This window comes from Sphingomonas phyllosphaerae, from assembly GCF_036946485.1.
In the GTDB taxonomy this organism is placed as follows: Bacteria; Pseudomonadota; Alphaproteobacteria; order Sphingomonadales; family Sphingomonadaceae; genus Sphingomonas; species Sphingomonas phyllosphaerae_E.
Genome location: NZ_JAQIJA010000005.1, coordinates 944,726 through 970,000 on the forward strand (window position 1 = coordinate 944,726; position 25,275 = coordinate 970,000).

A 25,275-nucleotide genomic window follows, 5' to 3' on the forward strand; every position below is an offset into this window, starting at 1 on the left:
TCATCCCGGATCCCTCGACGAAGCTCGGGAGAGCCTTGATCCGGGATCCCGCTTTTGGGTTCGGCCGGGAAGAAGCGGGGCCCCGGATCAAGTCCGGGGCGACGAGGAAGGGGGTGGGGAGCGCGCCTCAACCTCCACCGTCATCGCTTCGCTACGCTCGCAACGACGGAAGGGGGAACGCCGTCGCTTACTGGCCGAACGTGCCCGCGCGGTAGAGCAGGGTGATCGCGACGCGGCGGTTGCGGGGGTCCTGCGGATTGTCGGCGATCATTGGCTCGCGGTCCGCCACGCCCTCGATCCGGTTGAAGCGCGTCTCCGGAATGCCGCCCAGCGCCAGCCGGCGGCGGGTCGCCTCGGCGCGGCCCGACGACAGCATCCAGTTGTTCATCGCGCGCGGATCGCCATAGGGCAGGCTGTCGGTATAGCCGCGGATCGAGATCGGGTTCTGCGTCTCCCTGATCCCCTGCGCGACCAGCCCGATCAGCGCCGACGCATCGCTGGCGAGCGCGGTGGTGCCCAGCGCGAACATCGAATAATCGGCGTCGTCGACCAGATCGATACGCATCCCGTCCGAGGTCATCGTGAAGCGGATGTGCTTGGCCAGCTTCGCCAGCTCGCGCTGCGCCATGATCTTCTGCATGACCTGCTGGCGCAGCTTGGCGAAGTTCTTGGCGTCTTCCTTGGCGATCGCGCTGCTGCTGCGCAGCGAGCCCTTCTGCCCGAAGCCCTTGGCCTCGCCGACCGGATCGGTGGTGACCAGCGCCAGCGCGTGCAGGTCCGACGTGCCCGCCTTCGGCCCGATCTTCTCCTTGGAGGTCAGCGACTCGCCGCCGAACATGCCATTGCCGCCGATCCCGACGCGCTTCTTGTCGATCAGCGTCGGCGCGAAATAATCGGCGATGCCCTTGCGCTGCTTCTCGGTCGTCGCGCCGAGCAGCCACAGCAGCAGGAAGAACGCCATCATCGCGGTCACGAAATCGGCATAGGCGACCTTCCACGCGCCGCCGTGGTGTCCCCCGGCGACCATGGTGATCTTCTTGACGATGACGATCTTGGGCGGCTCGTTCTTGCCGTGCGGAGCTTTTGCCATCGCGCTTACTTACCGCGCAGGCCGTCGAAGACCTCGGCGAAGCCGGGCTGATTCTTGTGGTCGATTCCCGAGCGCGCCGCCTCGATCACCAGCGGCTGCGGATGGCCGTGGAGCGAGGCGATGATGATCTGCTTGACGACGTGATAGATCGCCGCGTCGGCCGCCACGACCTGCTTCAGCCGGCCCGCGAACGGATTGACGATGCCGTAGGCGAGCAGCACGCCCATGAAGGTGCCGACCAGCGCCGAGCCGATCATCCCGCCCAGCACCGACGGCGGCTTGTCGATCGAGCCCATCGTCTTCACGATGCCGAGCACCGCCGCGACGATGCCGAGCGCGGGGAGCGAATCGGCGAGGCTCTGCAGCGTATGCTCCGGACCCTCGACCTCGTGATGGTGGGTCTTGATCGCGTTTTCCATCACTTCCTCGACGGCATGGACGTCGAGCGTGCCCGAGGACACGACGACCAGCCGCAGCGTGTCGGCGATCAGGTTGACCAGCGTATGGTCCTTCAGCAGCTTGGGATATTCGGCGAACACCGCGGAGGACTTCGGATCCTCGACGTGCGGCTCGAGCGCGATCGGCCCTTCCATCCGCAGCATCTTCATCAGCTTGCTGACGAGGAAGATGACGTCGAGATAGTCCTGCTTCTTGTAGACCGGTCCCTTGAAGACCTTGCCGAGCCCGCCGCCCAGCGCCTTCAATTCCTTGCCGGAATTTCCGATGACCAGCGCGCCGACCGCGGCGCCGCCGATGATGAGCATTTCGTGCGGGATCGCCTCGAACACCGGTTCGAGGTTGCCGCCGGTGATGGCGAAACCGCCGAACACCATGCCGAGGAGGATGACGAGGCCGATGGCCGGGAACATGGCACTTTCCCCAAAAAGCGTGCGGGATGATTCTCGAGGGGAGTGGTTAACCCGACAGCGGTGGAGAAGTGGTTACTGCGGGGGTGATTATGCGGGGTTTGCCCGGACGGTGCGGTGCGGAATCATCGCGCCGTTCGTTCCGAGGAGAGGCTGAGTGAGGGCGGTGCTGCGCCTCGAAGCGTGCTTCGAGACGGCATTTCGACGTCGCTCCGTGCCTCCTCAGCACGAACGGGGACGGGCCGGCATCGGGATGCGTCATTGCTTCGCTTGCGCTCGCAATGACGGAAAGGTGGATCAGCGCAGGTAGCTGAACAGCGACAGCTGCGACAATTTCGAGAAGCTCGATTGCGTCGCGTTGAGGATCGTCATCGTCTTGGCGAATTCCGCCGCGGTCGCGGTCATGTCGGTATCCTCCAGCGACGAGCGCAGCTCCTCGCGGTCGGCCGAGACATTCTCCTGCAACGTCTGTTGCAGCTCGACGCGCGCGGCGCGCGCGCCGACCGACGCCTGCACGATCGAGACCTGATCGGTGGCGCTGTTGACCTTGTCGAGCGCGTCGCGCGCCGACTGCCCGGTCGAATCGCCGCTCTGCAACGCCGTGGCGAGCTGCGTCAGCATCGCCAGCGTGTCACCCGCCGGGCCCTGGAACACGCGCGCGGCGGTCTCGGTCGGCTGGATCGACATATTGTCGGCGATCGGCACTTCGGACAGCGACGGCGCGGTATTGTAGGTGAAGGTGCCGTCGGTGTTCTTGGTGATCGCCGGATCGCCACTGGCGCTGCCGAACAGCGAGCGGCCGTTCGAATCGGTGACGTTGCCGAGCCCGATCAGCGTGTCGACGACCGCCTTCATCTCGTCGCCGATCACCTTGCGGTCCTGGACGCTGAGCGAGCCGTTGCTGGCGCGCACCGTCAGTTCGGTGGCGCGCTGCATCTGCGTGTAGATCGAATCGAGCGTCGTGTCGGCCTGCGACAGCAGCGACGACGACATGTTCATGTTCGACGAATAGGCCGCGGCGTCGATGTTCTTGCGATCGAATTCGGCGAGTTGCTGCCCGACCGCGACATTCTCGGACGGCGAGGTGAATTTCTTGCCGGTGGCGAGCTGGGTCTGGAGCTTAACCGCGTTCGACATCAGCGATCCCATCCGCGCCGCGGACCGATCGAACATGAGGCTGCTGGAGATCTGCATGGCGCTTACCTGATCTCGAGGATCGACTGGAAGGTTTCCTTGGCGACCTGGATGACGCGGCTCGATGCCTGATACGCCTGCTGATATTTGAGCAGGTCGACCGCCTCGTTATCCAGATTGACGCCCGTGAGTTCGGAGCGCGTGGTGATCGCGCCGTCGCGGATCGTGGTCTGCGCATCCGCGACCAGCCGCCGCTGCTTGAGCGTCGCGGCATTGTCGGTGACGAGCGCCTGCACGCTGCCCTCGAATCCCATGCTGCTGCGCTTGCCGGCGAGCGCGACGAGGTTCGACGCGTCGCGCGATCCGCCCGCGCGACCGGCGGCGGCGATCTGGTCGCCGCTCGTCAGCTTCACCTTGAACTGGGTCGGGTCGGTGGTGCTCGCCTCGAAGAAATCGGTGCCGGGGTTGCCCTTCAGGTCGTCGCCGGCGGCTTGCAGCGTGTTGACCGTCTCGGTCAGGTCCTTGGCGATGCGGCCCAGCGCGTCGCGGGTGGTGGCGATGCGCTGCGCGCCCTCGACCATCCCGGCCAGCGACCCGCCATCGGGATCGAACAGCGTCGGGGAGCCGGCGGGCGGGCGCACCGCGAGCGCGACATTGCTGCCGGTGCGGCCATAAGCGACCTCGCTGGCGTCGCGCGGGTCGACGAGCACCGGGCCGTTCGGGCCGGCGGCGCGAACGGTGGCGCGGCCGTAATCGTCGATCTTGACGTCGACGTCGGTCAGGGCGCTCATCTGCTGGAGGATGTCGTCGCGCTGGTCCATCAGCCCGGCCATCGCCGAGGTGCCGGGCGCGGTGCGCACCAGCCCCTGATTGACCTTGAGCATCGCCTGGTTGAGCCGGGTCAGCTCGGCGGCGGCCTGACCGGCCTGACCGTCCAGCTCGGCGGCCGAATCGTCGAGCGCGCGCGCGGTGACGCCGAACGCATCGGCGACCGACGAACCGGCGCTCAGCATCCCGGCGCGCAGCGCGGTGGAGGACGGGTCGGCCTGAAGCGCGGTGCCGGCGGCGAAGAAGGCGGTCATCCGCGACGACAGCCCGCCGCTGCCCAGCGCGGTTTCGATCCGCTCGAGCCAGACCGAGCCGGCCTCGGTCCGCGACAGATCGGAGGCGGCGGTGCGCAGCGTCTGGTCGGCATAGGCATTGCCGGCGCGCAGGATGTTGAAGGCGGACGACCCCATGCCGTTGGGCGACGAGGTGTTCCAGCCGGTGCCCCCGGTGATCTCGCGAATGCTGGGGGTGCGTCGGACATAGGACGCGTTACCGGCATTGGCGATGTTCTCCGACGTCGTCGCCAGCGCCGTCTGGTACGTGCGCACGCCCGAAGCGCCAAGGGAGAGGAGGTCGGCCATGCGTTCAGGGTGGCACGATTCGGGTTAAGATCGGGTTTATGGGTGGGTTTGGGGGGACGGGTGGAGTTGCCCGCCCGTTCGTGCTGAGGAGGCATTGAGCGAAGTCGAAATGCCGTCTCGAAGCGCATGTCCTTCGAGACGAGGCTTCGACAAGCTCAGCCTCTCCTCAGGACGAACGGAGGGGGAGGTGAGGCTCTCCTCAAGGCCGTCCGTCATTGCTTCGCTGCGCTCGCAATAACGGACGAAGGTCAGGGTTTCGCCGTCGGCGTCGCCGCCCCGCTTGCTGGCGCACCCGAACCCGCCGCCATTTCCGGCTGCGACTGCGCCAGGAACTTGCTCATCGCCTGCCCGATGCCAAGCGGGTGGTGTTCGGCCATGTTCTGGACGACCTTCTGGTCGCTCATGTCGCGGAACGTGTCCATCGCCTTGCTGTCGATCAACGGGTCGGCGAGCTTCGCCTGGCGCATCGATTTCAGCATCATGCCGGTGAATACCGATTCGAACTGCTGCGCGGCCTTGTCGAGATTCTGCCGGGTCGCGGCGCGCGACAGGCCGGTGTCGAGCCCGGTCTGGCCGGTGATGGCTCCGATCGCGTCGCTCATTACAGCACCACCAGTTCGGCCTTGAGCGCGCCGGCTTCCTTGAGCGCCTCGAGGATCGCGACGAGGTCGGCCGGTGACGCGCCGATCGCGTTCACCGCCTTTACGACATCGGCCAGCTTCGGGCCGGGCGTCAGCATGAACATCGGCTTCTTCTCCTCGGTGACCTGCACGTTGGAGCGGTTCTCCATCGCGGTCTGGCCGTTGCTGAGCGGGGCGGGCTGGCTGACGCGCTGGCTCTCGTCGATGCGGACGGTCAGCTTGCCGTGCGTCACCGCCGCGGGGGCGAGCCGCACCGCCGAGTTGATGACCACCGTGCCGGTGCGCGCGTTGACGATCACCTTGGCGGGCGGCTCGGCGCTGTCGACGGTCAGATTCTCGATCTCGCTCATCAGCGTCGCGCGGACGTCAGCGCCGACCGGCGCACGCACCGCCACCGACACCGCGTCGGTCGCCTGCGCCGAGCCGAAGCCGAGCTTGCGGTTGATCGCGGCGGCGACGTTCTGCGCGGTGGTGAAATCGGCGCGGGCGAGATTGTAGGTGAGGAACGGCGTGTCGGCGAAGCTGGTGGCGACCGCGCGTTCCACGGTCGCGCCCTCGGGGATGCGCCCGGTCGAGGGGACGTTGACGACGATCTTCGAGCCGTCCGCGCCCTCGGCACCCAGTCCGCCGACCGCGAGATTGCCCTGCGCCATCGCATAGACCTGTCCGTCGGCCCCCAGCAGCGGGGTGAGCACCAGCGCCCCGCCGCGCAGCGACTTGGCCTTACCCATCGAGGCGACGGTGATGTCGATCCGCTGGCCGGGCTTGGCGAACGGCGGCAGCTCGGCGGTGATCAGCACCACCGCGGCGTTCTTGAGTCCCGGATTGGCGTTGGGCGGCAGTTGCAGCCCGAAGCGCGAGGCGACCGCCTTTACCGACTGGACGGTATATTCGAGATTGTCGTCGCCGGTGCCGGGCAGCCCGACCACCACGCCGTAACCGGTGAGCTGGTTCGAGCGGATGCCCTGGAACCCGCCGAGATCCTTGATGCGATCCGCGTGCGCAGGCACCGAGACGATCAGCGCGAGGAGCGCGATGAAGAGCGTGCGCAACATCAGAACGGGCTCACCACCTGGAAGAAGCGGGACAGCCAGCCCTGACGGCTGGCGCGGGCGACGTCGCCCTTGCCGGTGTAGGCGATCTGCGCATCGGCGACGCGAGTCGATTCGACGCGATTGTCGCGATCGACATCGGCGAAGCGGACGATGCCCTTGATCTGGACGAATTCGTCGCCGCGGTTGAGCGTCACGCGCTTCTGCCCGCGCACCAGCATCGTGCCGTTCGGGTAGACTTCGGCGACCGTGACCGACACCTCGCCCGACAGCGAGTTCGACTGGTCGGCCGCGCCAGTGCCGTTGAAGCCGCGGTTGCCGCTGGCGCCGACGTCGGTGGAGCTGAGCAGCCCGCCGAGCGGACCGGTGGACGGCGGGGTCAGCCCGAACGAGCCCTTCGAATCGATCTTCGACGCCGACGACTTGGACGCGGCAGTCCGCTCGACCAGCACGATCGTCAGCGGATCGCCGACGCGGCGCGCGCGCCAGCCCTCGTAGAGCGCGGCATAGCCGGTCGACGCCTGGAAGATCGCGCCATCGGCGACCGGCGCGGTCGGCACCGGGGCGACCGGCTCGACGCGCGCGGCGCTGAAGTCCTCGGCGGGCTTCTTCTTGAGCAGCTTGCCGAACACGCTGGCGTGCGCCGGCGCGGGGACCATCGCCACCGCTGCGGCGGCGCCGAGCATCCCGCCCAGCAACATGCGAATCCGGCGAAGGGAAGATACGGTCGTCATGATCCGCGTCATGACAGATTTTGGTTAACGGTTTTCAGCATGTCGTCGGTGGCGGAGATCATCTTCGAATTGACCTCATAGGCGCGCTGCGTCTCGATCATGTCGACCAGCTCCTCGACGACGTTGACGTTGCTCGCCTCCAGCGTCCCCTGCCGCACGCGGCCGCGGCCGTCCTCGCCGGGCACGCCCATATTGGCCGCGCCGCTCGATGCGGTTTCGAGCAGGAAATTGTCGCCGTTCGATTCGAGCCCCGCCGAATTGGGGAAGCTGGCGACCTGGATCTGCCCGAGGTTCTGCCCCTCGGCCTGCCCCGGGATCGTCGCGGTCACGGTGCCGTCGGTGCCGATCGTGATCTGCGTCGCGTTGGTGGGCACGGTGATGCCGGGCATCACCTGATAGCCCTGGCTGGTGATCAACAATCCCTCCGGCGAGCGCGAGAAATTGCCGGCGCGGGTATAGCCGAGCTGACCGCCGGGCATCTGCACCTGAAAATAGCCGTTGCCGTCGAGCGCGAGGTCGAGGCTGTTGCCGGTCTGGCTCATCGACCCCTGCGTCTCGGTGCGCGACGTGCCCTGCACGCGCACGCCGGTGCCGAGGTTCAGCCCGGTGGCATATTTGGTCTCACCGGTCGACTGCGCGCCCGGCGCGGTGACGACCTGATACGACAGCGTCTCGAACGCGGCGCGATCGCGCTTGAACCCGGTGGTGCTGACGTTGGCGAGGTTGTTCGAAATGACGCGCATCCGCGTGTCCTGGGCGTCCAGCCCGGTGCGCGCGATGTGCATGGCGGCGGTGGTCATCGGTTACGTCCTTCCTCAGCCCGGCAGGCGCATCACGGATGCGCTCGATTCGTCCATGGAGCGGGCCTCTTTCAGAAGATTGGCCTGCACTTCGTAGCTGCGCTGGTTCTCGATCATGTCGACCAGCGCCTGGGTCATGTTGACGTTGGAGCCCTCCAGCGCACCGCTGGTGACCGATGCGTCGAGATCGGCGGGCATCACGCCGCCGCCGCGCACGCGCATCAGATTGTCGAGCCCCTTCACGGCATCGCTGCCCTTGCTCGACACCACCTTCAGCCGGTCGACGACGGTGACCTGTCCGGTCTTGTCGCCCTGCGGCACGATCGAGATCGAGCCGTCCGACCCGATGCTGACCGAATCGTACGGCGGCAGGGTGATCGGGCCGCTCTGCCCCATGACGATGAAGCCGTCGCCGGTCTGGAGCGTGCCCGAGGCGGACACCGACAGGTCGCCGCGCCGGGTATAGGCTTCCGACCCGTCCGACGCCTGCACCGCCAGCCATTTGTCGGCATCGCCCATCGCGACGTCGAGCGGCCGCCCGGTCTGCTGGACGACGCCCGGCGCGCGATCGGCGTCGCGCACCTCTTCCGAGGTCGGCTGACGCGCCGACAGCTGGGTCGAGCCGTCGGACAGGATGATCCGGTCGAACACCACGCGATCGGCGCGGAACCCGGTGGTGGAGACGTTCGCCATATTGTTGGCGATCGCGGCCTGCGACTGCATATGCGCGCGCAGGCCGGTCGCCGCGGTATAGACCAGTTTGTCCACTTACATCCTCTCCGACGTCCCGACCGACGGCATCAGCCGCGGATGTTGAGGATCGCCTGCGACACCTGCGTCGCGGTATCGAGCGCCTTCGAGTTCGCCTGGAAGTTACGCTGCGCGGCGATCAGGTTGACGAGTTCCTCGGTGATGTCGACGTTCGAGCCTTCGAGCTGGCCCGACTTCAGGCTGCCGAAGCCCTCGGCGGCGGCGAAGCCGAGCGTCGCCTTCCCCGAGATACCCGTCGCCTGCCAATAGTTGCTGCCTGCCTGGCGCAGACCGGTCGGCGCGGAGAACTTGGCGATCGCCACCTTGCCGAGCGGCACGATGTCCGAGTTGGAATAGCTGGCCTTGATGATGCCGGCGTCGTCGACGGTGATGCCGACCAGCTGGCCGACCGCGACGCCGTCCTGCACGCGGTTGCTGACCGCCGCGGCGGCCGAGGTCTGCGTCGAGCCGGTCAGGTCGAGCTTGATCGTCTGCTGCGCCGCGCCCGAGGCCGGGATGAACGGCTTGAACGTGATCGCGTTCGGCGGGACGAGCGCGCCGGTGGTGTCGTAGGTCTGCGTGACCGGGCCTGCCGCCGAAGCGCCCGCCGGAGTCAGCATCTGGTCGCCGACGAAGGTGAAAACCTGCCACGTGCCGGTGTTCGGCGCCGGATTGCCGTTCGCGTCGACGGCGTTCGGATTGCCCTCCGCCGTGCGCACATAATAGCTGGTCATCGTCATCGGATTGCCGTTCGCGTCATAGACGCGGGTCGCGACCGAGTTGTTGTAGGTCGAGGTGTCGGTACGCTTGAACAGCGACGCGTCCTTGACCGTGGCGGTCGACGGGATCTGCACCTTGGTCGCGACGTTCTTGGTCGCGGTCGGCGAGCCGCTGGTCGGCTGGATCTGCAGGTTGGTCAGCGACTTGTCGCCCGTCGCGGTGACGTTGCCGTCGTTATCGACCGGATAGACCATCAGGTAGCTGCCCTGCGCGTCGATCACGTTGCGGCTGTCGTCAACGGTGAACGCGCCGGTACGGGTGTAGTTGACCTGATCCGACAGGCCGGTCGACTTCACCACGAAGAAGCCTTCGCCGAGGATCTGCATGTCGAGCGCGCTCTTGGTCTGGTTCGACGAACCGTCCGAGAACTGCTGCACGGTGCCCTTCACCGACACGCCCGAGCCGACCATCTTGCGCGGATCGGTCGACACGTTCGACGAGATGACGTCGGCGAACGCGGTGCGGCTCTTCTTGAAGCCGTTGGTCGAGACGTTGGCGAGGTTGTGGCTGATGACCGACATGTCGGTCTGCATGGCCTGGAGGCCCGAAAGTGAGGTGAAGAAGGACATGGGGGGTGCTCCTGGGGATGTTTCTGGAAGACGAAGGGGTTAGGCGACCTTGCGGACCGCGGCGGGATCGACCTTGCCGAGGCCGGTGACGTTGAGGACGGGCTCGGCGCCCGCGCTCAGGCTGACGGTCTCGACCGGCGCCCACACCAGCGACTTGGCGGCGACGATCGTGCTGCCGTTCGCGGCCTCGACGTTGACGGTGTAGGGGCCGTTCTCGACCTTGTTGCCGGCGTCGTCCTTGCCGTCCCAGCTATAGTCGACCGCGCCGGCCTCCTGCTTGCCGAGCTGGATGTTCTTGACCGCCAGCCCGTTCTTGTCGGTGATCGTGACGTCGACGTCGGTGGCCGAATTCGGCAGCTCGACCGCGCCCATGATCCCGCCCGAGGTCCGCTCGTATGCGGTCTTGCCCTCGGTCAGGACCGTGCGCCCGACGAAGCTCATCGCGTCGCTCGACGAGGTGGTGCCCAGCCGGTTGGCGATCCCGGCCAGCGTGCTGCTCATCTCGCTGATCCCCGCGACCTGCGAGAAGGTCGCCATCTGCGCGACCATCTGCGTATTGTCCTGCGGGTTGAACGGATCCTGATATTGCAGCTGCGCGGTCATCAGGCGCACGAAGTCCTTCTGCCCGAGCTGCGACTTGCCGACGGTCGAGCCGGCGTCGGTGGTCCCGGTGACGGAATTGGAGCGCGCGACCCCGGCGGCGGCGAAGATCGCGTCCTGCGTCGTCTTGTCGGTCGTGCTGGTGGAAATGGCGGTCATGGTCAGCGACCCATCTTGAGAGTGTCGAGGATCAGCGTCTTGGCGGTCTGCATCACCTCGACGTTGTTCTGGTAGCTGCGCGCGGTCTCCATCATGTCGACCAGCTCGCGCGATTCATCGACCGCCGCGTCGAAGACGTTGCCGTCCTTGTCGGCGAGCGGATGATTGGGATCGTAGCGCTTGGTGGGCTTCTCGCCCGCGGTGACGATCTGCTGGACGTCGACCGTGGACAGCCCGCTCGCCTCGTCGAAGCTGGTGCGGAACACCGGCTTCATCGTCTTGTAGGCGGCCTCCTCGGTGCCCGCGACGCCGCCGGCATTGGCGAGGTTCGACGCGGTGGTATTCATCCGGGTCAGCTGCGCCGACATCGCGCGGCCCGCGACCTGGAAGACCGTCATCGGGGTACCCGACATGGCTTATTCTCCCTTCAGCGCGCGGGTGATCTGCCCGATGCGTCCGTTGAGGAAGGCGAGCGTGCTCTGATATTGCACGGCGTTCTCGGCGAAGGCGGTCTGCTCGGTGGACAGTTCCACCGTGTTGCCGTCCATCGACGGGTTGGTGGGAACGCGGTACTTGAGCGCACCGCCCAGATCGGCGCCCACGCCGCCCGGCTGGCTCTCCACCGCGTTGAGCGCGGTCGTGAAGTCGATGTCGCGCGCCTTGAAATTGGGCGTCGATGCATTGGCGATGTTCGACGCCAGCACGCCCATGCGCTGTGCACGCACCTCCAGCGCGGCAGCGTGAACTCCGAACAATCCCTCGGCCATCGGCCCCAACTCCTCCATGCACGACAGGTGCACGAGGCTGTTGAGCAAAGGCCGTGCCAAATGGGTCGGGCAACGGGCTAAATCCCCGTCATTGCAAGCGTAGCGAAGCAATCCAGAGCCGGACCAGGACGCCCTGGATTGCTTCGCTGCGCTCGCAATGACGAAAGAGCGGCGACCGACCGGCAAAGGCTTGCCGGTTGCCGGCAAATCCCCTTGCCGCCCGCGCGCGGCGCTGCCGTCCGCACAAGCGCCCGACTCACTTGGCCCACGGCTTGCAACGGGGCGGGCATGACACCTGCGCTGCTTCTCGACCCCGTGGCGCTGGCGATCGTGCTGGGCGGCACGATGCTGGCGACCGTTCTGCGCACCCCGCTGCGCGATCTTGCGCGGGCGTTGCTCGCGCTCGCCACGCTGCCGCGCCGCCGCTTCCGTGCGGAAACGCGGCTGGAGCAGATCGCGACGCTGTCGCGGATCGCGCAGCGCCACGGTGTCCATGCGCTCGATCGCAGCGTGATCCGCGACGCCGATATCGCCGCGGCGATCGTGTTGATCGTCGACGGCGCGCAGGCGCCGGTGGTCGTCGAGGCGCTCGACACCGCGCGCCGCCAGCGCGCCGAGCGTCACCGGATCGTCGTCGAATGCTGGACCGGCATGGCCGAGACCGCCCCGGCGATGGGGATGATCGGCACGCTGATCGGGCTGGTCGCGATGTTCACGCGGATGAGCGATCCGCAGGCGATCGGCGCGGCGATGGCGGTCGCGCTGCTCGCCACCTTATATGGCGCGTTGCTCGCCAATCTCGTCGCGATGCCGATCGCGGCGCGGCTGCGCACCGCGGCGCGCGCCGAACTGCTGGAGCGCGAGCGGCTGCTCGCGCCGCTCGCCGCGCTGGCCGAGCGCGAGGCGCCGCGCGTCCGTGCGCGCGCGCATGACGCGGAAGCGCCGCTGGCGATCGTCGCGCAGGACGAGGCCGCATGAACGACGACGCCTTGCTCGATGTCCAGCCCGGCCGTCCGTTGTGGCTGATCACGCTCGCCGATCTGGCGCTGTTGCTGGTCGGCTTCTTCGTGCTGCTTCAGGCCAATCAGACGCTGACCCCGCACGATCTGGCGCGTGGCATCGCCGAAGGGTTTGGGGTCGAGCCCGCTCCCGCCGCGATGCCGGTCGCCAGCCACGGCGTCGCGGGCTTCGCGCCCGGCTCGGCGGTGTTGCCGCAATCGACCGACGCGTTGCTCGCCTGGGCGCGCGCCGAGCTGCGCGACCCGCGCGTGCGGCTGACCGTCACCGCCAGCACCGACGGCAGTGCCGCCGACGTCGATCCCGCCTCGCGCAGCGCGACGGTGCTCGCCGCCGATCGCGCCCGCGCGGTCGCCGCCGCCTTGGCGGCGGGCGGGGTGCCGGATGCGCGGCTGCTGCTTTCCACGACGCCCGCGCACGGTCCCCGCGCGGTGGCCGTCACGCTCGCCTTCGCCGGCGAGGCCAATTCGCAAGGAACCCCCAGATGATCGCGCTGCTCGCCGCCGCCTCGCTCGCCTTCCAGGATACCGCCGCGATCGACCGCGCGGTCGCCGCCTTCACCACGCGCCCGATCGGCAGCGAGGGCGGCGCGCGCGCGCCGGTCGATGCGCGGCTGCGGCTCGCCACCTGCGGGATGGTCGCGCTGTCGTGGCGCACCGACGCGCATGATGCGGTGGTGGTCGCCTGCGCCGACCCCGCGTGGCGAATCTTCGTGCCTGTCATCGCGCCACCGCGCGCCGCCAGCGCCGCGCCGGCAGTCGTCCGCACCGGCGCCGTCGCACCGGCACCGCGCGCCGAGCCGGTGATCCGGCGTGGCGACACCGTGACGATCGAGGCCGGCTCGGACGGCTTCTCGATCACGCGTGAGGGCGTGGCGATGGCCGATGCCGCGCCTGGCGGACGCGTGATGGTGCGCGTCAACGATGCCGCGCGTCCGGTGCAGGCGGTGGCGGTCGACGCGGGCCGCGCGACGCTGCCCGGCTGGCCGGAATAAAAAAGTGCTAAAGCCGCCGCCCCAACGGTCGTTTCTGCCGGTGTCAGCGGAAACCCACGGGTGTGGACATGGTGGAATCAGTAGGATCAGCGACGGTGAGGGCGGGGGTTTCCCCCGTCTCCGCCGTCCAGCGGACCGCAAAGGCCGCGCCGGTCGCCGAGGCGGCGCCGGTCACGAAGCAGACGGGCACGGACGCGACGCAGGCGCCGGGCGCGCTGGCCAGCGCGATGGCGGCCGAGCCGCCGGTCAACGCCGACCGCGTGCAGCAGATCAAGACCGCGCTCGCCAACGGGACCTTCCCGTTGTCGCCGTCGACGATCGCCGATCAGTTCATCGCGCTGCGCTACGACTGGGTGTCCCGCAATGACGCGGCGTGACGCGCTGGTCCGCGTGATCGACCTGCTCCACGCAGAGATCGCGGCGCTGAAGAGCAACGACATGAACGCGCTGGAGCGCGCCACCGCGAACAAGCTGCGCGCGATCGAGGAATTGCAGCAGCTCGGCGATGGCCCCGCCACGCCGGAACTGCGCGGGCTGGTCGAGGAGGCCGACCGCCTCAACGATACCTGCCGCATCTACGTGAACCTGATGGCGGCAAATGTTCGCCGCCGCCTGCAACTTCTTTCCGGTCAGGGCGGCAGCTCCTACGGCCGCAGCGCCGCCGCCTACGCCTGACCCACGGAATCACCGCTGACACGACGACGCCCCGGCCCACCCCCGGGGCGTTTCGATTCCACCGGGCGAGGCCCGTCGCCCCTGCGAAGGCAGGGGCCTATGGCTGTCGCGTCGCGCGCAACGCCGACACAGGCTGCAACGCGTTTGTGTCAGGTCGCTCGCCCGGACGATGCAGACATGGGCCCCTGCCTGCGCAGGGGCGACGGTGTTTTGCCGGCCTCACCCTTTTGGCACGCCCCTTGCAGAAATGCCGGGCATGAGCGTTTCCGCGATCACTTCTGCCACCCAGCGCGTCACGTCCGCGATCCAGCGCGCCGCGCAGCGCACCGGCGTCGACTTCGATTATCTGATGGGTCAGGCGCGGCTGGAGAGCGGGCTGAACGCCAATGCGCGCTCGGGCACCTCGTCGGCGACCGGGCTGTACCAGTTCCTCGATCAGAGCTGGCTCGCGGTCGTCAAACAGCATGGCGCCGAGCATGGTCTCGGCTGGGCCGCCGACAGCATCCAGAAGTCGGGCGGGCGCTACACCGTGTCGGGCGGCAATCGTCAGGCGATCCTGGGCTTGCGCAACAACCCCGAAGTCTCCGCGCTGATGGCCGCCGAGCATGCCAGCGACAACAAGGCCGCGATCGAGGCGGTGACGGGTCGCGAGGCGACCGGCACCGATCTGTATATGGCGCACTTCCTCGGCATCGGCGGTGCGCGCACCTTCCTGTCGGCGATGCAGAGCAATCCCGATCGCAGCGCCGCGGCGGTGTTCCCGACCGCGGCGCGCGCCAATCGCAGCGTGTTCTTCGAGCGTGACGGTTCGGCGCGTTCGCTGTCGGAGGTGTACAAGCGCTTCGCCGACAAGCTGGGCGACGGTGGCGATGCCGCCGCGACCGCCAAGGCCAACAACCAGTGGCAGTTCGCCGCGCAGGCGCTCGCCATGGGCGAGGACGCCACCGTCGTCACCGGCACCGGACAGAGCGCGACCGACGCGCTCGACTGGGCGAAATCGGCACTCGGGCAGCGCAACACGGGCGCCAGCCTGCTGCGCCCGTCGCCCGACAATGCGCGGCTCGCCTATATGATGCTCGCCGGGCTGGGGCGCTAAACGATGAAGATCCTCGCCCACATGCGTCAGGGTGCGCTGCCCGCCGCGATCCTGCTGCTCGTCGTCCTCATGGTCGTGCCGATCCCGGCCTTCATGCTCGACGTGTTCTTCATCATGAACATCACGATCAGCCTCGCGGTGCTGATGGTCGCGCTGAATGCCGAGAAGCCGCTCGACTTCTCGTCCTTCCCGACCGTGCTGCTGTTCGCGACGCTGTTCCGGCTCGGGCTGAACGTCGCGTCGACGCGCATCGTGCTCGTTCACGGCCACACCGGCTCGGCGGCGGCGGGGCATGTCATCGAGGCGTTCGGATCGTTCGTGATCGGCGGCGACTATGTCGTCGGCCTGTTCGTGTTCGCGATCATCGTCATCATCAACCTGATCGTCGTCACCAAGGGCGCAGGCCGCGTCTCCGAAGTGTCGGCGCGCTTCACGCTCGACGCGCTGCCCGGCAAGCAGATGGCGATCGACGCCGATCTCAACGCCGGCCTCATCACCCCCGACGAGGCCAAGAAGCGCCGCGTCGACGTCGCCACCGAGGCCGAATTCTACGGCTCGATGGACGGTTCGTCGAAGTTCGTGAAGGGCGACGCGGTCGCCGGCCTGCTGATCCTTGCCGCGAACATCGTCGGCGGGCTGATCCTCGGCCCGGTCAGCCACTCGCTGACGATCGCCAAGGCCGCGCAGACCTATACGATGCTCGCGATCGGCGACGCTTTGGTCGCGCAGGTGCCGGCGCTGCTGCTCTCCATCGCCGCCGCCGCGATCGTCACCCGCGTGAAGTCCGAGAAGGATCTCGCCGGCCAGATCGGCAGCCAGTTCGGCTCGGCGCGGACCTGGACGCCGGTCGCCGTGATCCTGACGCTGCTCGGCGTGCTGCCGGGGATGCCGCATTTCGTCATCCTGCCGCTCGCCGGTGCCGCCGGGTTCGCCGCGTGGAAGCTGCACCAGATCGCCAAACGCCCCGCGATCGTCGAGACGCCGCCGCCGGTCGAGGCGCCCGATCCCTCCAAGATCGGCTGGGACGAAGTGTCGGAAACGATGCTGGTCAATCTCGACATCGGCTACGGGCTGGTCCCGCTGGTCGACGAGCGTCGAGGCGCTCCGCTGATGGGCCGCATCACCGGCGTGCGCCGCCAGCTGTCGAAGGAACTCGGCTTCGTGGTGCCGCAGGTCCGCGTCCGCGACGACATCAACCTCGCGCCCTATACCTATCGCGTCATGCTGGGCGGGGTGTGCGTCGGCGAGGATCAGGTCTCGCCCGACGAGATGCTGGCGCTCGACACCGGTCAGGGCTTCGGCGAGCTGATCGGCAAGAAGGCCAAGGACCCGACCTTCGGGCTCGACGCGACATGGATCGCGACCGGCGACGCCGATGTCGCGACCGGCCAGGGCTATCTGGTCGTCGATTCGGGCACCGTGATCGCCACGCACCTCAACCATGCGCTGGGCGCGAACGCCGGCGACCTGCTGGGCGCGGATGAGGTCCAGTCGCTGCTCGACGAGCTGAAGGAGCGTGCGCCGCAACTGGTCGCCGCGCTGGCGCCGCTGCCGCTCACCTCGCTGGCGACGGTGCTGAAGGGGCTGTTGTCGGAAGGCATCCAGCTCCGCGAATTCCGCCGCATCGCCGCCGCGATCTCGATCGCCGCGCAGCGCAGCGCCGACCCGGTCGAGATCATCGAGCTGATCCGCCCCGAACTGGGCTCGCTGATCATCGCCAAGCTGGCCGGCGTGCGCGAGCCGCTGCGCGTGATGACGCTGGAGGGCGGGCTGGAGCAATTGCTCGGCCAGGCCGCGCGGCAGGATCCCGGCCGCCACGTCATCGAACCCGAACTCGGCCGTCGCATCGTCGACGCGCTGCAAGCCGCGGCCCAGCCGCTCATCGCGGAAGCGAAGCCGTTCGCGCTGGTCGTCCAGCCCGCGATCCGCGTCGCGATCCGCAAACTCGTCCGCACCGTTCTACCGGATACGCCCGTCATGAGCTTCTTCGAAGTCCCCGAGGACAAGGCCGTCGAGGTCGTCGCGATTATCGGCAACCAGCCGCAGCAGCAGGCGCTGGCGGCATGAGCGCCGAACCGATGCCGCAGGCGTTCACCGCCGCCCAGCCCGTCACGTCGCCGATCGACGGCGCGCCGCTCACCTACAAGCCGCGGCCGCGCGCGCGCGACGAGAATGCGTTGGTGCGCGAGCATCTGCCGCTCGTCCGCCGGCTGGCGTGGCACGTCCATGGCAGTGTCTCGACCGCGATCGAGGTCGAGGATCTCGTGCAGGTCGGACTGGTCGCGCTGGTCGAGGCGGTCGCTGCGTTCGAGGATCGCGGGCAGGTGACGCTCAAGCAATATCTGGTCACCCGCCTGCGCGGCGCGATGATCGACGAGTTGCGTCGTCACGCCGCGATGACGCGCGGCGCGATCCGGCGGAAGCGTGAATATGCGCGCGCGGTCAATCAGCTGAGCCATGAATATGGCCGGGCGCCGACCGAGCGCGAGCTGGCGACGCGGCTGGAGGTGACGCCGGAGAAACTGCGCACCGACTATGCCGCCGCCGAGGCGATCAAATATGAGTCGATCGACGAGGTCTATGCCGACGACCAGCCGTGGTTCGCCAGCAACGAGCCCGATGCCTTCGAGCAGCTCTCCGAAACGCAGACCCGCGACCGGCTGATCGCCGCGATCTCGGCGTTGCCGGAGCGCGAGCAGCTCGTGATCCAGCTCTATCACGTCGAGGAGCTGAACCTCGAAGAGATCGGTCAGGTGCTCGGGATCGGTGCGGCGCGCGTCTGCCAGATCAAGAGCGCGGCGCATGCCAAGCTGAAGAAGGCGATGACGCAGCGTTGATCGGTGCGACCTTCACCGGGGGCCGTGCGTTGGTGCGGCGATCAGGAGGAGGAACGCGATGACCGAACCCCGCAGCCACCCCGCACTGAGCGAAGAGCAGCGCGACCCCGATGGCACCGACGCCCCGGACGAGCTGCCCGCAGGCGAGCCGGACGACAATCCCGATGACCTGACGGTCGCCGATCAGGAATGAGGGAGGCGTGGCAGGTCGTGTGACAATCGAAGTGGATTGACGTCAACTTGGTCCGTCATTGCGAGCGTAGCGAAGCAATCCAGGGCGTCTTGGTCCGGCCCTGGATTGCTTCGCTACGCTCGCAATGACGAACGATACGTTCCACCTCACGTCATCACGCTCTAACGCGGATACTCACCACCCAAGCTCGTCATCCCGGACTTGATCCGGGATCCCGCTTCTTCTCTCACCACCCGAGAAGAAGCGGGGCCCCGGATCAAGTCCGGGGCGACGAGGAGGCGATCAAAACGACAAATGGCCGCCGGTCGCCCCCGTTCAGGTGTTATTCGCGACCCGGCACGTCATGGTCGTGCGGCTCGACGCCCTCGGCCTTGGCGGCCTCGTAGCGGTCGATCGCTTCCATCACGATCCGGCGCGCTTCCTCGCGGTCGCCCCAGGTGCCGATGCGCACCCACTTCTTCTTCTCCAGATCCTTGTAGTGGGTGAAGAAGTGCTCGATCTGCGCGAAGACGATCTCGGGCAGGTCGTCCTTCTCGCCGACGTTCGCGTAATAAGGGAAGGTCGAGTCGACCGGCACGCAGACCAGCTTCTCGTCGCCGCCGGCCTCGTCCTCAAGGTTCAGCACCGCGATCGGGCGCGCGCGGACGACGCAGCCCGGGATGAACGGCGAGCGCGCGACGACCAGTGCGTCGAGCGGATCGCCGTCGGGCGACAGCGTGTGCGGCACGAAGCCATAGTTGGCGGGATAGCGCATCGGCGTGTGCAGGATGCGGTCGACGAACAATGCGCCCGACGCCTTGTCGAACTCATATTTCACCGGCTCGCCGCCGGTCGGCACCTCGATCACCACGTTCAGGTCGTCAGGCGGGCTCTTGCCCACCGGGATCAGGTCGATACGCATTCTCTTCCCCTCTTGAGGTGCGAACGCCCCGGATCAGCGGGGCGCAAGAAGACGATCGAGACCGGTTTCCCCGGCGCCGATCTTCTGAAGGCGCGGGTAACGCAAGCCATTATGATAGTCGAGTGCTGCACTGCGGAAGCGATCACCTTGCTTGACCGTCAAGGGGATAGCGGCCTTCGTGCCCTTTGCGGCGGTGATCGCGGCCTTCAGTTTGTCGGCGCTATACGCCTCGCCGTCGATCGCGACGATCTGGTCGCCCACCGTGAAACCGGCCTTGAACGCGGGGCTGTCCCACGTCACGCCGGTCAGCGTGCCCGAAGAGTCGAGCACCATCCCGCCCGAATAGGTGAGGTTGGTGGACTTGGACGCGGCTTCGGCGGCCTTGAACGACGACGTCGGCGTCTCGCTATAGGACAATTGATAGCCATTGCGCGCAAAGCCGTCGATCGGCGCGCCGCTGGCATGTTCGGTCAGCCGGCGGCGCAGATAGCCCGCCCAGTCCCACGGCACGATCCCGTTCAACGTCCTGGCGACATCCTCGAACGTATAGGTGACCTCGCCCCAGTCGCCGTCGCGGATGCCGAAGAATGCGCGGGCGAAATCGTCGATCGACTTCGCGCCGCCCGATTTCTCGCGCAGCAGCGAGTCGACGTCCATCCAGACGAGCAGCCCTTCGTTGTAATAATCCTCGCTGCGCTGCCAGCTCGTCCAGCCCTTCGGCCGGCGCTGCGAGATGATCGGATCGTTGGTGGTGTCGATCAGCGCGCGCCATTGCCGCGCGGGCTGGCTGTCGTAGAGCGCCATGATCGCGGCATATTGGTCGAGCGTGTCCTGCTTGCTGACCAGGCCGGAGCGCGCCTGGAGCACATAGCCCCAGAATTGCGTCTGCCCTTCATAGACCCACAGCAGCGAATCGCGCATCGGCGTGCGGAAGTCGGGGGTCCACAGGTCCGCGCCGCGCCGGAACTTGCCGTCCCAGCTGTGCGTGAACTCGTGCGGCAGCAGGTTGCGGCGGCCGGGGCCGTCGTTCCACTTGGTGAAATAGCCCGGCGTCACGCCATTCTCGCTCGAACGGTGATGCTCCAGCCCGATCCCGCCCAATTTGTCGGTGATCGACAGCAGGAATTCGTATTTGTCGTAATGCTGCGCGCCGAAGGTCTTCACCGCCTGCTCGACCAGCCGCTGGTGCCCGGCGATCTGCTCGGGGGTGGCGACCAGCTCGGCGGGGTCGTCGGCGAAGACGTTCAGGTTGACGCGGGGAGAGAGCGGCCAGACCTTGCCATACTTGCCCGCCAGCACCGGCGAATCGACCAGCACCTCGTAATTGGTGGTGTCGTATGTGTAGGTCGACCCCGTCTTCTTCGCTGGCACCGCGCCCGCCGCGGTCCAGCCGTCCGGGTACTTCACCGTCATCTGGATCGGGATCTGCCGCGTGAACCAGCCGGCCGGGTAGAGGCTCACCGAATTGGGCTGGAGCGAGATCATCGTCGGGGTCATCACGATCCGACCCTGGTTGGTCTGCGTCGCCGAGATGAACTGGAACCGCGCCTCGACCGTCTTCGTGCCCGCCGGCACGTCGATATGGAAGGCGTAGACGTCGACCGGATCGCGCGTCCATTCCACGCGCTTGCCGTTGGCGGTGATGATCAGGCCGGCCAGCTTCTCGATCTCGCCGCGCGGGCTATGCGCGCCGGGCAGCCACTTCGGGAACAGCAGCACCATATGCCCGGCCTGCGGCACCGGGATCGTCTCGGTCACGCGGAAGATTCCCTGCGACGGATCGCTGGCGTCGACGTTCAGCTTGATCGTCCCGGGGAAGCGCACGTCGCGCGCGGCCGGGATGGTGTCGGTGAACGGCACCGGCTGCGGTGCGCTGTTGCCGGCGGGGACCTGCGCGGCGAGCGGGGTGAGGGCGACGGAGGCGAGAAGGGCGGCGGACGCGAAACGGGCGATCATCGGGGCTCCCAAAGGACAGCGTGACTGACCCGGTTAATCAGCCCGCGTCGCCCGCGTCCAGCCCCCCGCCGTCAGTTGGCGCCCAACACGTTGATGCTGAACGCGATCACCCCGAGGTTGAACACGAACCCGGCGAGGCACTGCCCCAACACCGCGCGCCGCACCGCGCCTGCGCGGATCGTCACGTCGGAGGTCTGGAAGGTCATCCCCAGCGTGTAGCTGAAATAGACGAAGTCCCAGTAATCGGGCGTGTCGGTCCCCGGAAAGTCGATCCCGCCGGCATCTTTCCCGTCGTCACCCGGCATATAGAACAGATGAGCGTAGTGCAGCGCATAGACCATGTTCGAGAACAGCCACGCCAGCGCCAGCGTGACGATCACCAGCAACCGCGTCGGATCGCTCTGCCGCCCCTGCAATTCCTCGTGCACCGCGGTCAGGATCACCAGCATCACCGCCGCGGTGATCGCCAGCAGCAGCGTGCGATTGGCGTCATTGGCCTGCGCGACGACGCGCATCTGCGCCGGGCTGTCGTGGCGCGGCAGCCGGACCATGCTCAGCAGGAAGACGATCGCGGCGATATCGAACCCCGCCATCGCCGCGCGCCCGCGCCCGAGCGGCGGCCACAGCGCCGCAACCGCGACGACCAGCACCACCACGAACAGCACGAAGCGCGGCGGTGCGATTCGCCGTCCCAGTCCCCACCAGCGCGCCCGATCGTCCATGCGAACAGCCGCTAGCGCGCGGCGGCGTCCGCGACTAGATGCGCACCTTCTTATGGCCCGTATTCCCACCCCGCAGCGCGTGCGCGGCACGCAGGACATCTTCCGTGACGAGCAGCGCCGCTTCGCGCACGTGCTCGACACCTTCGACCGCGTCCGCCGGCTCTATTGCTTCGAACGCGTCGAGGTGCCGGTGTTCGAGGACACGCAGGTCTTCGCGCGCTCGATCGGCGAGACCACCGACGTCGTCTCGAAGGAGATGTACACCTTCCCCGACAAGGGCGACGACCTGCTGACGCTGCGCCCCGAGTTCACCGCCGGGATCGCGCGCGCGTACATCACCAACGGCTGGCAACAGTTCGCGCCACTCAAGCTGGTCACCAGCGGCGCGGTGTTCCGCTACGAGCGCCCGCAGAAGGGCCGCTATCGCCAGTTCCACCAGATCGACGCCGAGGTGCTCGGTGCGCCCGAGCCGGCGGCGGATGTCGAGCTGCTGACGCTCGCCGACCAGTTGCTCCACGAACTGGGTGTCGCCGAGGGCGTGACGCTGCAACTCAACACGCTCGGCGACGCCGCGACCCGCGATGCGTGGCGCGATGCCCTGGTCGCACATTTCGAGGCGCATCGCGGCGACCTGAGCGAGGACAGCCTGACGCGGCTCGACAAGAACCCGCTGCGCATCCTCGACAGCAAGGACCCGCGCGACCGCCCGATCGCCGACGCCGCGCCGGGGATCGACGCGTACATGAGCGTCGAGGCCGGTGCGTTCTTCGAGAGCGTGCAGAAGGGCCTCGACGCGGCCGAGGTGCGCTGGACCCGCAACGAGCGGCTGGTGCGCGGGCTCGATTACTACCGCCACACCGCGTTCGAGTTCGTCACCGACCGGCTCGGCGCGCAGGGCACCGTGCTGGCCGGCGGTCGCTATGACGGGCTGGTCGAGAGCCTCGGCGGCCCGGCGACCGCGGGCGTCGGCTGGGCGGCGGGGGTCGAGCGGCTGGCGATGCTGCTGGAGGAGCCGGCGGCGGCGCGGCCCGAGGTGGTGCTGGTCGTCGAGAACGACGCCGCGCACACCGCGGCCGTCGCGACGCTCGCGAAGCTGCGTCGCGCTGGCGTGGCGGCGGAACTGGTCGCGACCGGCTCGCCCAAGAAGCGTTACGACAAGGCGCTCAAGCTCGATCCGGCCGAGACGCTGACCTTTGCGATGGACGGCGACACGGTCACCACCCGCGGCCGCGTGCTGCGCGGCGACACGTCGCGCGTCGCCGAGATCCTCGCGTGACCCTGCCTCCCTACCGTCGCCCCGGCCTTGAGCCGGGGCCCCGCTGCCTTTTCAACGCCGCGGCAGAAGCGGGACCCCGGCTCGAGGCCGGGGTGACGATCGGGGCGCGCGCATGACCAGCATCTCGATCGACCGCATCCGCCAGATCGAGGCGCGCCGTGACGAGCTTGCCGCGCAGATGGCGACCGGCAACCTCGACGGTGACCGCTTCGTCGCGGTGTCGAAGGAATATGCCGAGCTGGAACCCGTCGCGCAGGCCGCCAGCGAGGTGCGCCGGCTCCGACAGGAGGCCGAAAGCCTCGCCTTCATGGCCGGCGACGCCGATGCCGAGCTGCGCGCGATGGCCGAGGAGGAATTGCGCGACAACCGCGCCGCGCTCGACGCCGCCGACCGCAAGCTCGCGCTCGCGTTGCTGCCGCGCGATGCCGCCGACCAGCGTTCGGCGATGCTCGAGGTCCGCGCCGGCACCGGCGGTGACGAGGCGGCGCTGTTCGCGGGCGACCTGTTCCGCATGTACCAGCGCTATGCCGAGGGGCAGGGCTGGCGCGTCGAGCTGATCTCCGCCTCGGACAGCGATGCCGGCGGCTACAAGGAAGTCGTCGCCAGCGTCACCGGCTCGGGCGTGTTCGCGAAACTGAAGTTCGAAAGCGGCGTCCACCGCGTCCAGCGCGTCCCCGCCACCGAGAGCGGCGGGCGCATCCACACCTCGGCGGCGACCGTCGCGGTCCTGCCCGAGGCCGAGGACGTCGACGTCCAGATCGACGAGGCCAAGGATTTGCGCATCGACGTCTATCGCTCGTCGGGGCCGGGCGGGCAGTCGGTGAACACCACCGACTCGGCGGTGCGGATCACCCACTTGCCGACCGGGCTGGTGGTGATCCAGCAGGATGAAAAGTCGCAGCACAAGAACAAGGCCAAGGCGCTCAAGGTGTTGCGTACTCGGCTCTACGAGGCGGAGCGCGAGCGGCTCGCCGCGGAACGCTCGGGGACGCGCAAGGCGATGGTCGGCTCGGGCGATCGGTCGGAGCGGATCCGCACCTACAATTTCCCGCAAGGGCGCGTCACCGACCACCGCATCAACCTGACGCTTCACCGTTTGCCGGAGATTCTGGCGGGCGAGATGGATGAGCTGATCGGGGCGTTGATTTCAGAGGATGAGGCGGAGCGGCTGGCGACGCTGGAGGCGTAGCGCGGCTTGCCGCGTGCCGCGGCAAGACTCGCGCAAGCCCGGCCGGCGGGTGGCTTCAGCCACCCGACCGACGACGCGGCTTCGCCGCGGCGCAGCGCAGGCTGGCCCGTCGCACCTGGCGACGGGACTCAGCCCAGCGCGGCCGGCGGGGCAGCGCCCCGACCGACGACGCGGCTTTGCCGCGGCGCTGTCCTACACCTGCGATCTCAAGCTATTCTCCGCCATCTTCACCAGACTGGTCCCGCCCATGCCCCATCGTCATTGCGAGCGCAGCGAAGCAATCCAGGGTTGCCACCCGGACGCCCTGGATTGCGTCGCTGCGCTCGCAATGACGGGCGGGCGGCAGATGTTGAGACACCGCGCCACCGTCTCAACATTCACAACATTCGCGCGCGTGCGAGGCGAACTCCACCCCAAACCACACCATCGTCACCCCGGCCTTGAGCCGGGGTCCCGCTTCTTGTCGACCGAAGTGAAAGCGGGACCCCGGCTCAAGGCCGGGGTGACGGAAGATGTTGTTATCTCAGTAAATCATAGAAAAGATCGCCGGATCCAAACCACTCCCTGCCGCAAAACCCGAACGTTGAGAAACCCCGCCAGCGTCTCAACATTCGCAACATTCGCGCCGGTCACCACCGCATGACCACCGCCCGCGACGCCCTCCGCGACGCCGCCGCGCGCTTCGCCTTCTCGCCGACGGCGCGGCTCGACGCCGAGCTGTTGCTCGCCCACGCGCTCGGCATCGACCGCAGCCGCCTGCTGCTCACGCTCGAAGACCACGACCTCCCCCCCGCCTTCGCCGAACTCGTCGAACGCCGCGCGCGCCACGAACCGGTCGCCTATCTCACCGGCACCCGCGCCTTCTGGACGATCGACCTTCAGGTCGGTCCCGGCGTCCTCATCCCGCGCGCCGACAGCGAGACGCTGATCGAGGCTGCGGTCGATCATTTCGCGGGCACCGACGGACCGCGCCGCATCCTCGATCTCGGCACCGGCCCCGGCACCTTGCTGCTCGCCGCGCTCGATCAATGGCCGGGCGCGACCGGGAAGGGCGTCGACGCCTCGCCA

General features: G+C 68.0%; 28 protein-coding genes (1 of these 28 running past the window's edge). 12 read left to right on the plus strand and 16 right to left on the minus strand.

The annotated features are described in order from the left end of the window. Positions 1 to 187: 187 nt before the first annotated feature. The 13 genes from PGN16_RS13145 to PGN16_RS13205 all read right to left on the minus strand — a co-directional run bounded on the left by PGN16_RS13145 (position 188) and on the right by PGN16_RS13205 (position 11,351). Positions 188 to 1,090, minus strand: coding sequence for a flagellar motor protein MotB (locus PGN16_RS13145; RefSeq protein ID WP_335309840.1), 903 nt, complete (start codon positions 1,088 to 1,090; stop codon positions 188 to 190). A gap of 5 nt (positions 1,091 to 1,095) precedes the next feature. Then, positions 1,096 to 1,959, minus strand: coding sequence for a flagellar motor stator protein MotA (gene motA, locus PGN16_RS13150; RefSeq protein ID WP_335309841.1), 864 nt, complete (start codon positions 1,957 to 1,959; stop codon positions 1,096 to 1,098). 294 nt (positions 1,960 to 2,253) lie between these two features. Next, the gene (locus PGN16_RS13155) at positions 2,254 to 3,150 is read right to left on the minus strand and encodes a flagellin N-terminal helical domain-containing protein (protein WP_335309842.1); all 897 of its coding nucleotides are present in this window, start codon (positions 3,148 to 3,150) and stop codon (positions 2,254 to 2,256) included. Positions 3,151 to 3,155: 5 nt separating this feature from the next. After that, positions 3,156 to 4,499, minus strand: a complete 1,344-nt coding sequence (flgK, locus tag PGN16_RS13160; RefSeq protein WP_335309843.1) for a flagellar hook-associated protein FlgK — start codon at positions 4,497 to 4,499, stop codon at positions 3,156 to 3,158. A 248-nt stretch (positions 4,500 to 4,747) separates the two neighbouring features. Next, positions 4,748 to 5,101 carry a rod-binding protein gene (locus tag PGN16_RS13165; RefSeq protein ID WP_335309844.1) on the minus strand — a complete coding sequence of 118 codons (354 nt, stop codon included), beginning with the start codon at positions 5,099 to 5,101 and terminating at the stop codon, positions 4,748 to 4,750. Beyond that, positions 5,101 to 6,195 (minus strand): flagellar basal body P-ring protein FlgI, encoded by a 1,095-nt coding sequence (locus tag PGN16_RS13170; RefSeq protein WP_335309845.1) that lies wholly within the window; start codon positions 6,193 to 6,195, stop codon positions 5,101 to 5,103. The genes PGN16_RS13165 and PGN16_RS13170 overlap by 1 nt, the downstream gene beginning before the upstream one ends. Further along, positions 6,195 to 6,926, minus strand: a complete 732-nt coding sequence (locus PGN16_RS13175) for a flagellar basal body L-ring protein FlgH (protein ID WP_443019637.1) — start codon at positions 6,924 to 6,926, stop codon at positions 6,195 to 6,197. Before PGN16_RS13175 ends, PGN16_RS13170 begins: the two co-directional genes overlap by 1 nt. A gap of 8 nt (positions 6,927 to 6,934) precedes the next feature. Then, positions 6,935 to 7,726: a flagellar basal-body rod protein FlgG gene (gene flgG / locus PGN16_RS13180; protein ID WP_028967528.1), complete on the minus strand. Its 792-nt coding sequence runs from the start codon at positions 7,724 to 7,726 to the stop codon at positions 6,935 to 6,937. A gap of 15 nt (positions 7,727 to 7,741) precedes the next feature. Then, positions 7,742 to 8,494: a flagellar basal body rod protein FlgF gene (locus PGN16_RS13185; RefSeq protein ID WP_335309846.1), complete on the minus strand. Its 753-nt coding sequence runs from the start codon at positions 8,492 to 8,494 to the stop codon at positions 7,742 to 7,744. Between the two features lie 32 nt (positions 8,495 to 8,526). Further along, on the minus strand, positions 8,527 to 9,825 hold the full coding sequence (locus PGN16_RS13190) for a flagellar hook protein FlgE (protein WP_335309847.1): 1,299 nt from the start codon (positions 9,823 to 9,825) through the stop codon (positions 8,527 to 8,529). 39 nt (positions 9,826 to 9,864) lie between these two features. Beyond that, a complete protein-coding gene (locus tag PGN16_RS13195; protein WP_335309848.1) occupies positions 9,865 to 10,584 on the minus strand; it encodes a flagellar hook assembly protein FlgD in 720 nt (239 codons plus the stop codon). A 2-nt stretch (positions 10,585 to 10,586) separates the two neighbouring features. Further along, a complete protein-coding gene (flgC, locus tag PGN16_RS13200) occupies positions 10,587 to 10,997 on the minus strand; it encodes a flagellar basal body rod protein FlgC (RefSeq protein ID WP_335309849.1) in 411 nt (136 codons plus the stop codon). Between the two features lie 3 nt (positions 10,998 to 11,000). After that, positions 11,001 to 11,351, minus strand: coding sequence for a flagellar basal body rod protein FlgB (locus PGN16_RS13205; protein WP_335310339.1), 351 nt, complete (start codon positions 11,349 to 11,351; stop codon positions 11,001 to 11,003). 288 nt (positions 11,352 to 11,639) lie between these two features. On the opposite strand from PGN16_RS13205, the gene PGN16_RS13210 reads away from it, so the two are divergent. From PGN16_RS13210 to PGN16_RS13250, 9 genes are all read left to right on the plus strand, one after another. Then, positions 11,640 to 12,329, plus strand: a complete 690-nt coding sequence (locus PGN16_RS13210; RefSeq protein ID WP_335309850.1) for a motility protein A — start codon at positions 11,640 to 11,642, stop codon at positions 12,327 to 12,329. Beyond that, positions 12,326 to 12,856 carry an OmpA family protein gene (locus PGN16_RS13215; protein WP_335309851.1) on the plus strand — a complete coding sequence of 177 codons (531 nt, stop codon included), beginning with the start codon at positions 12,326 to 12,328 and terminating at the stop codon, positions 12,854 to 12,856. The genes PGN16_RS13210 and PGN16_RS13215 overlap by 4 nt, the downstream gene beginning before the upstream one ends. Further along, entirely contained in the window at positions 12,853 to 13,362 is a 510-nt protein-coding gene (locus PGN16_RS13220; RefSeq protein ID WP_335309852.1) for a flagella basal body P-ring formation protein FlgA, read from the plus strand. The genes PGN16_RS13215 and PGN16_RS13220 overlap by 4 nt, the downstream gene beginning before the upstream one ends. 95 nt (positions 13,363 to 13,457) lie before the next feature. Then, positions 13,458 to 13,739 (plus strand): flagellar biosynthesis anti-sigma factor FlgM, encoded by a 282-nt coding sequence (gene flgM / locus PGN16_RS13225; RefSeq protein WP_051273052.1) that lies wholly within the window; start codon positions 13,458 to 13,460, stop codon positions 13,737 to 13,739. Continuing rightward, a complete protein-coding gene (locus tag PGN16_RS13230) occupies positions 13,726 to 14,037 on the plus strand; it encodes a flagellar protein FlgN (RefSeq protein ID WP_335309853.1) in 312 nt (103 codons plus the stop codon). Before flgM ends, PGN16_RS13230 begins: the two co-directional genes overlap by 14 nt. A 256-nt stretch (positions 14,038 to 14,293) precedes the next feature. Further along, positions 14,294 to 15,133, plus strand: coding sequence for a transglycosylase SLT domain-containing protein (locus PGN16_RS13235; protein ID WP_335309854.1), 840 nt, complete (start codon positions 14,294 to 14,296; stop codon positions 15,131 to 15,133). A gap of 3 nt (positions 15,134 to 15,136) precedes the next feature. Further along, a complete protein-coding gene (gene flhA / locus PGN16_RS13240) occupies positions 15,137 to 17,200 on the plus strand; it encodes a flagellar biosynthesis protein FlhA (RefSeq protein ID WP_335309855.1) in 2,064 nt (687 codons plus the stop codon). Next, on the plus strand, positions 17,197 to 17,970 hold the full coding sequence (locus tag PGN16_RS13245) for a sigma-70 family RNA polymerase sigma factor (protein WP_335309856.1): 774 nt from the start codon (positions 17,197 to 17,199) through the stop codon (positions 17,968 to 17,970). Before flhA ends, PGN16_RS13245 begins: the two co-directional genes overlap by 4 nt. 58 nt (positions 17,971 to 18,028) lie before the next feature. Continuing rightward, positions 18,029 to 18,163, plus strand: a complete 135-nt coding sequence (locus tag PGN16_RS13250) for a hypothetical protein (protein ID WP_335309857.1) — start codon at positions 18,029 to 18,031, stop codon at positions 18,161 to 18,163. Positions 18,164 to 18,485: 322 nt separating this feature from the next. Here PGN16_RS13250 and ppa read toward each other — a convergent pair whose 3' ends face one another. The 3 genes from ppa to PGN16_RS13265 all read right to left on the minus strand — a co-directional run bounded on the left by ppa (position 18,486) and on the right by PGN16_RS13265 (position 21,742). After that, on the minus strand, positions 18,486 to 19,064 hold the full coding sequence (ppa, locus tag PGN16_RS13255) for an inorganic diphosphatase (RefSeq protein WP_335309858.1): 579 nt from the start codon (positions 19,062 to 19,064) through the stop codon (positions 18,486 to 18,488). A gap of 33 nt (positions 19,065 to 19,097) precedes the next feature. Continuing rightward, positions 19,098 to 21,020: a M61 family metallopeptidase gene (locus PGN16_RS13260; protein ID WP_335309859.1), complete on the minus strand. Its 1,923-nt coding sequence runs from the start codon at positions 21,018 to 21,020 to the stop codon at positions 19,098 to 19,100. 71 nt (positions 21,021 to 21,091) lie between these two features. After that, complete coding sequence (locus PGN16_RS13265) at positions 21,092 to 21,742, minus strand: DUF1345 domain-containing protein (protein WP_335309860.1); 651 nt, start codon at positions 21,740 to 21,742, stop codon at positions 21,092 to 21,094. A gap of 52 nt (positions 21,743 to 21,794) precedes the next feature. On the opposite strand from PGN16_RS13265, the gene hisS reads away from it, so the two are divergent. From hisS to prmC, 3 genes are all read left to right on the plus strand, one after another. Next, positions 21,795 to 23,018 (plus strand): histidine--tRNA ligase, encoded by a 1,224-nt coding sequence (hisS, locus tag PGN16_RS13270; RefSeq protein WP_335309861.1) that lies wholly within the window; start codon positions 21,795 to 21,797, stop codon positions 23,016 to 23,018. 112 nt (positions 23,019 to 23,130) lie between these two features. Next, positions 23,131 to 24,207, plus strand: a complete 1,077-nt coding sequence (gene prfA, locus PGN16_RS13275; protein ID WP_335309862.1) for a peptide chain release factor 1 — start codon at positions 23,131 to 23,133, stop codon at positions 24,205 to 24,207. A 639-nt stretch (positions 24,208 to 24,846) separates the two neighbouring features. After that, positions 24,847 to 25,275: the 5' portion of a peptide chain release factor N(5)-glutamine methyltransferase gene (gene prmC / locus PGN16_RS13280; protein WP_335309863.1), read on the plus strand. It continues 393 nt past the right edge of the window; the window shows 429 of its 822 coding nt (coding positions 1-429); the start codon lies at positions 24,847 to 24,849; its stop codon lies beyond the right edge, outside the window.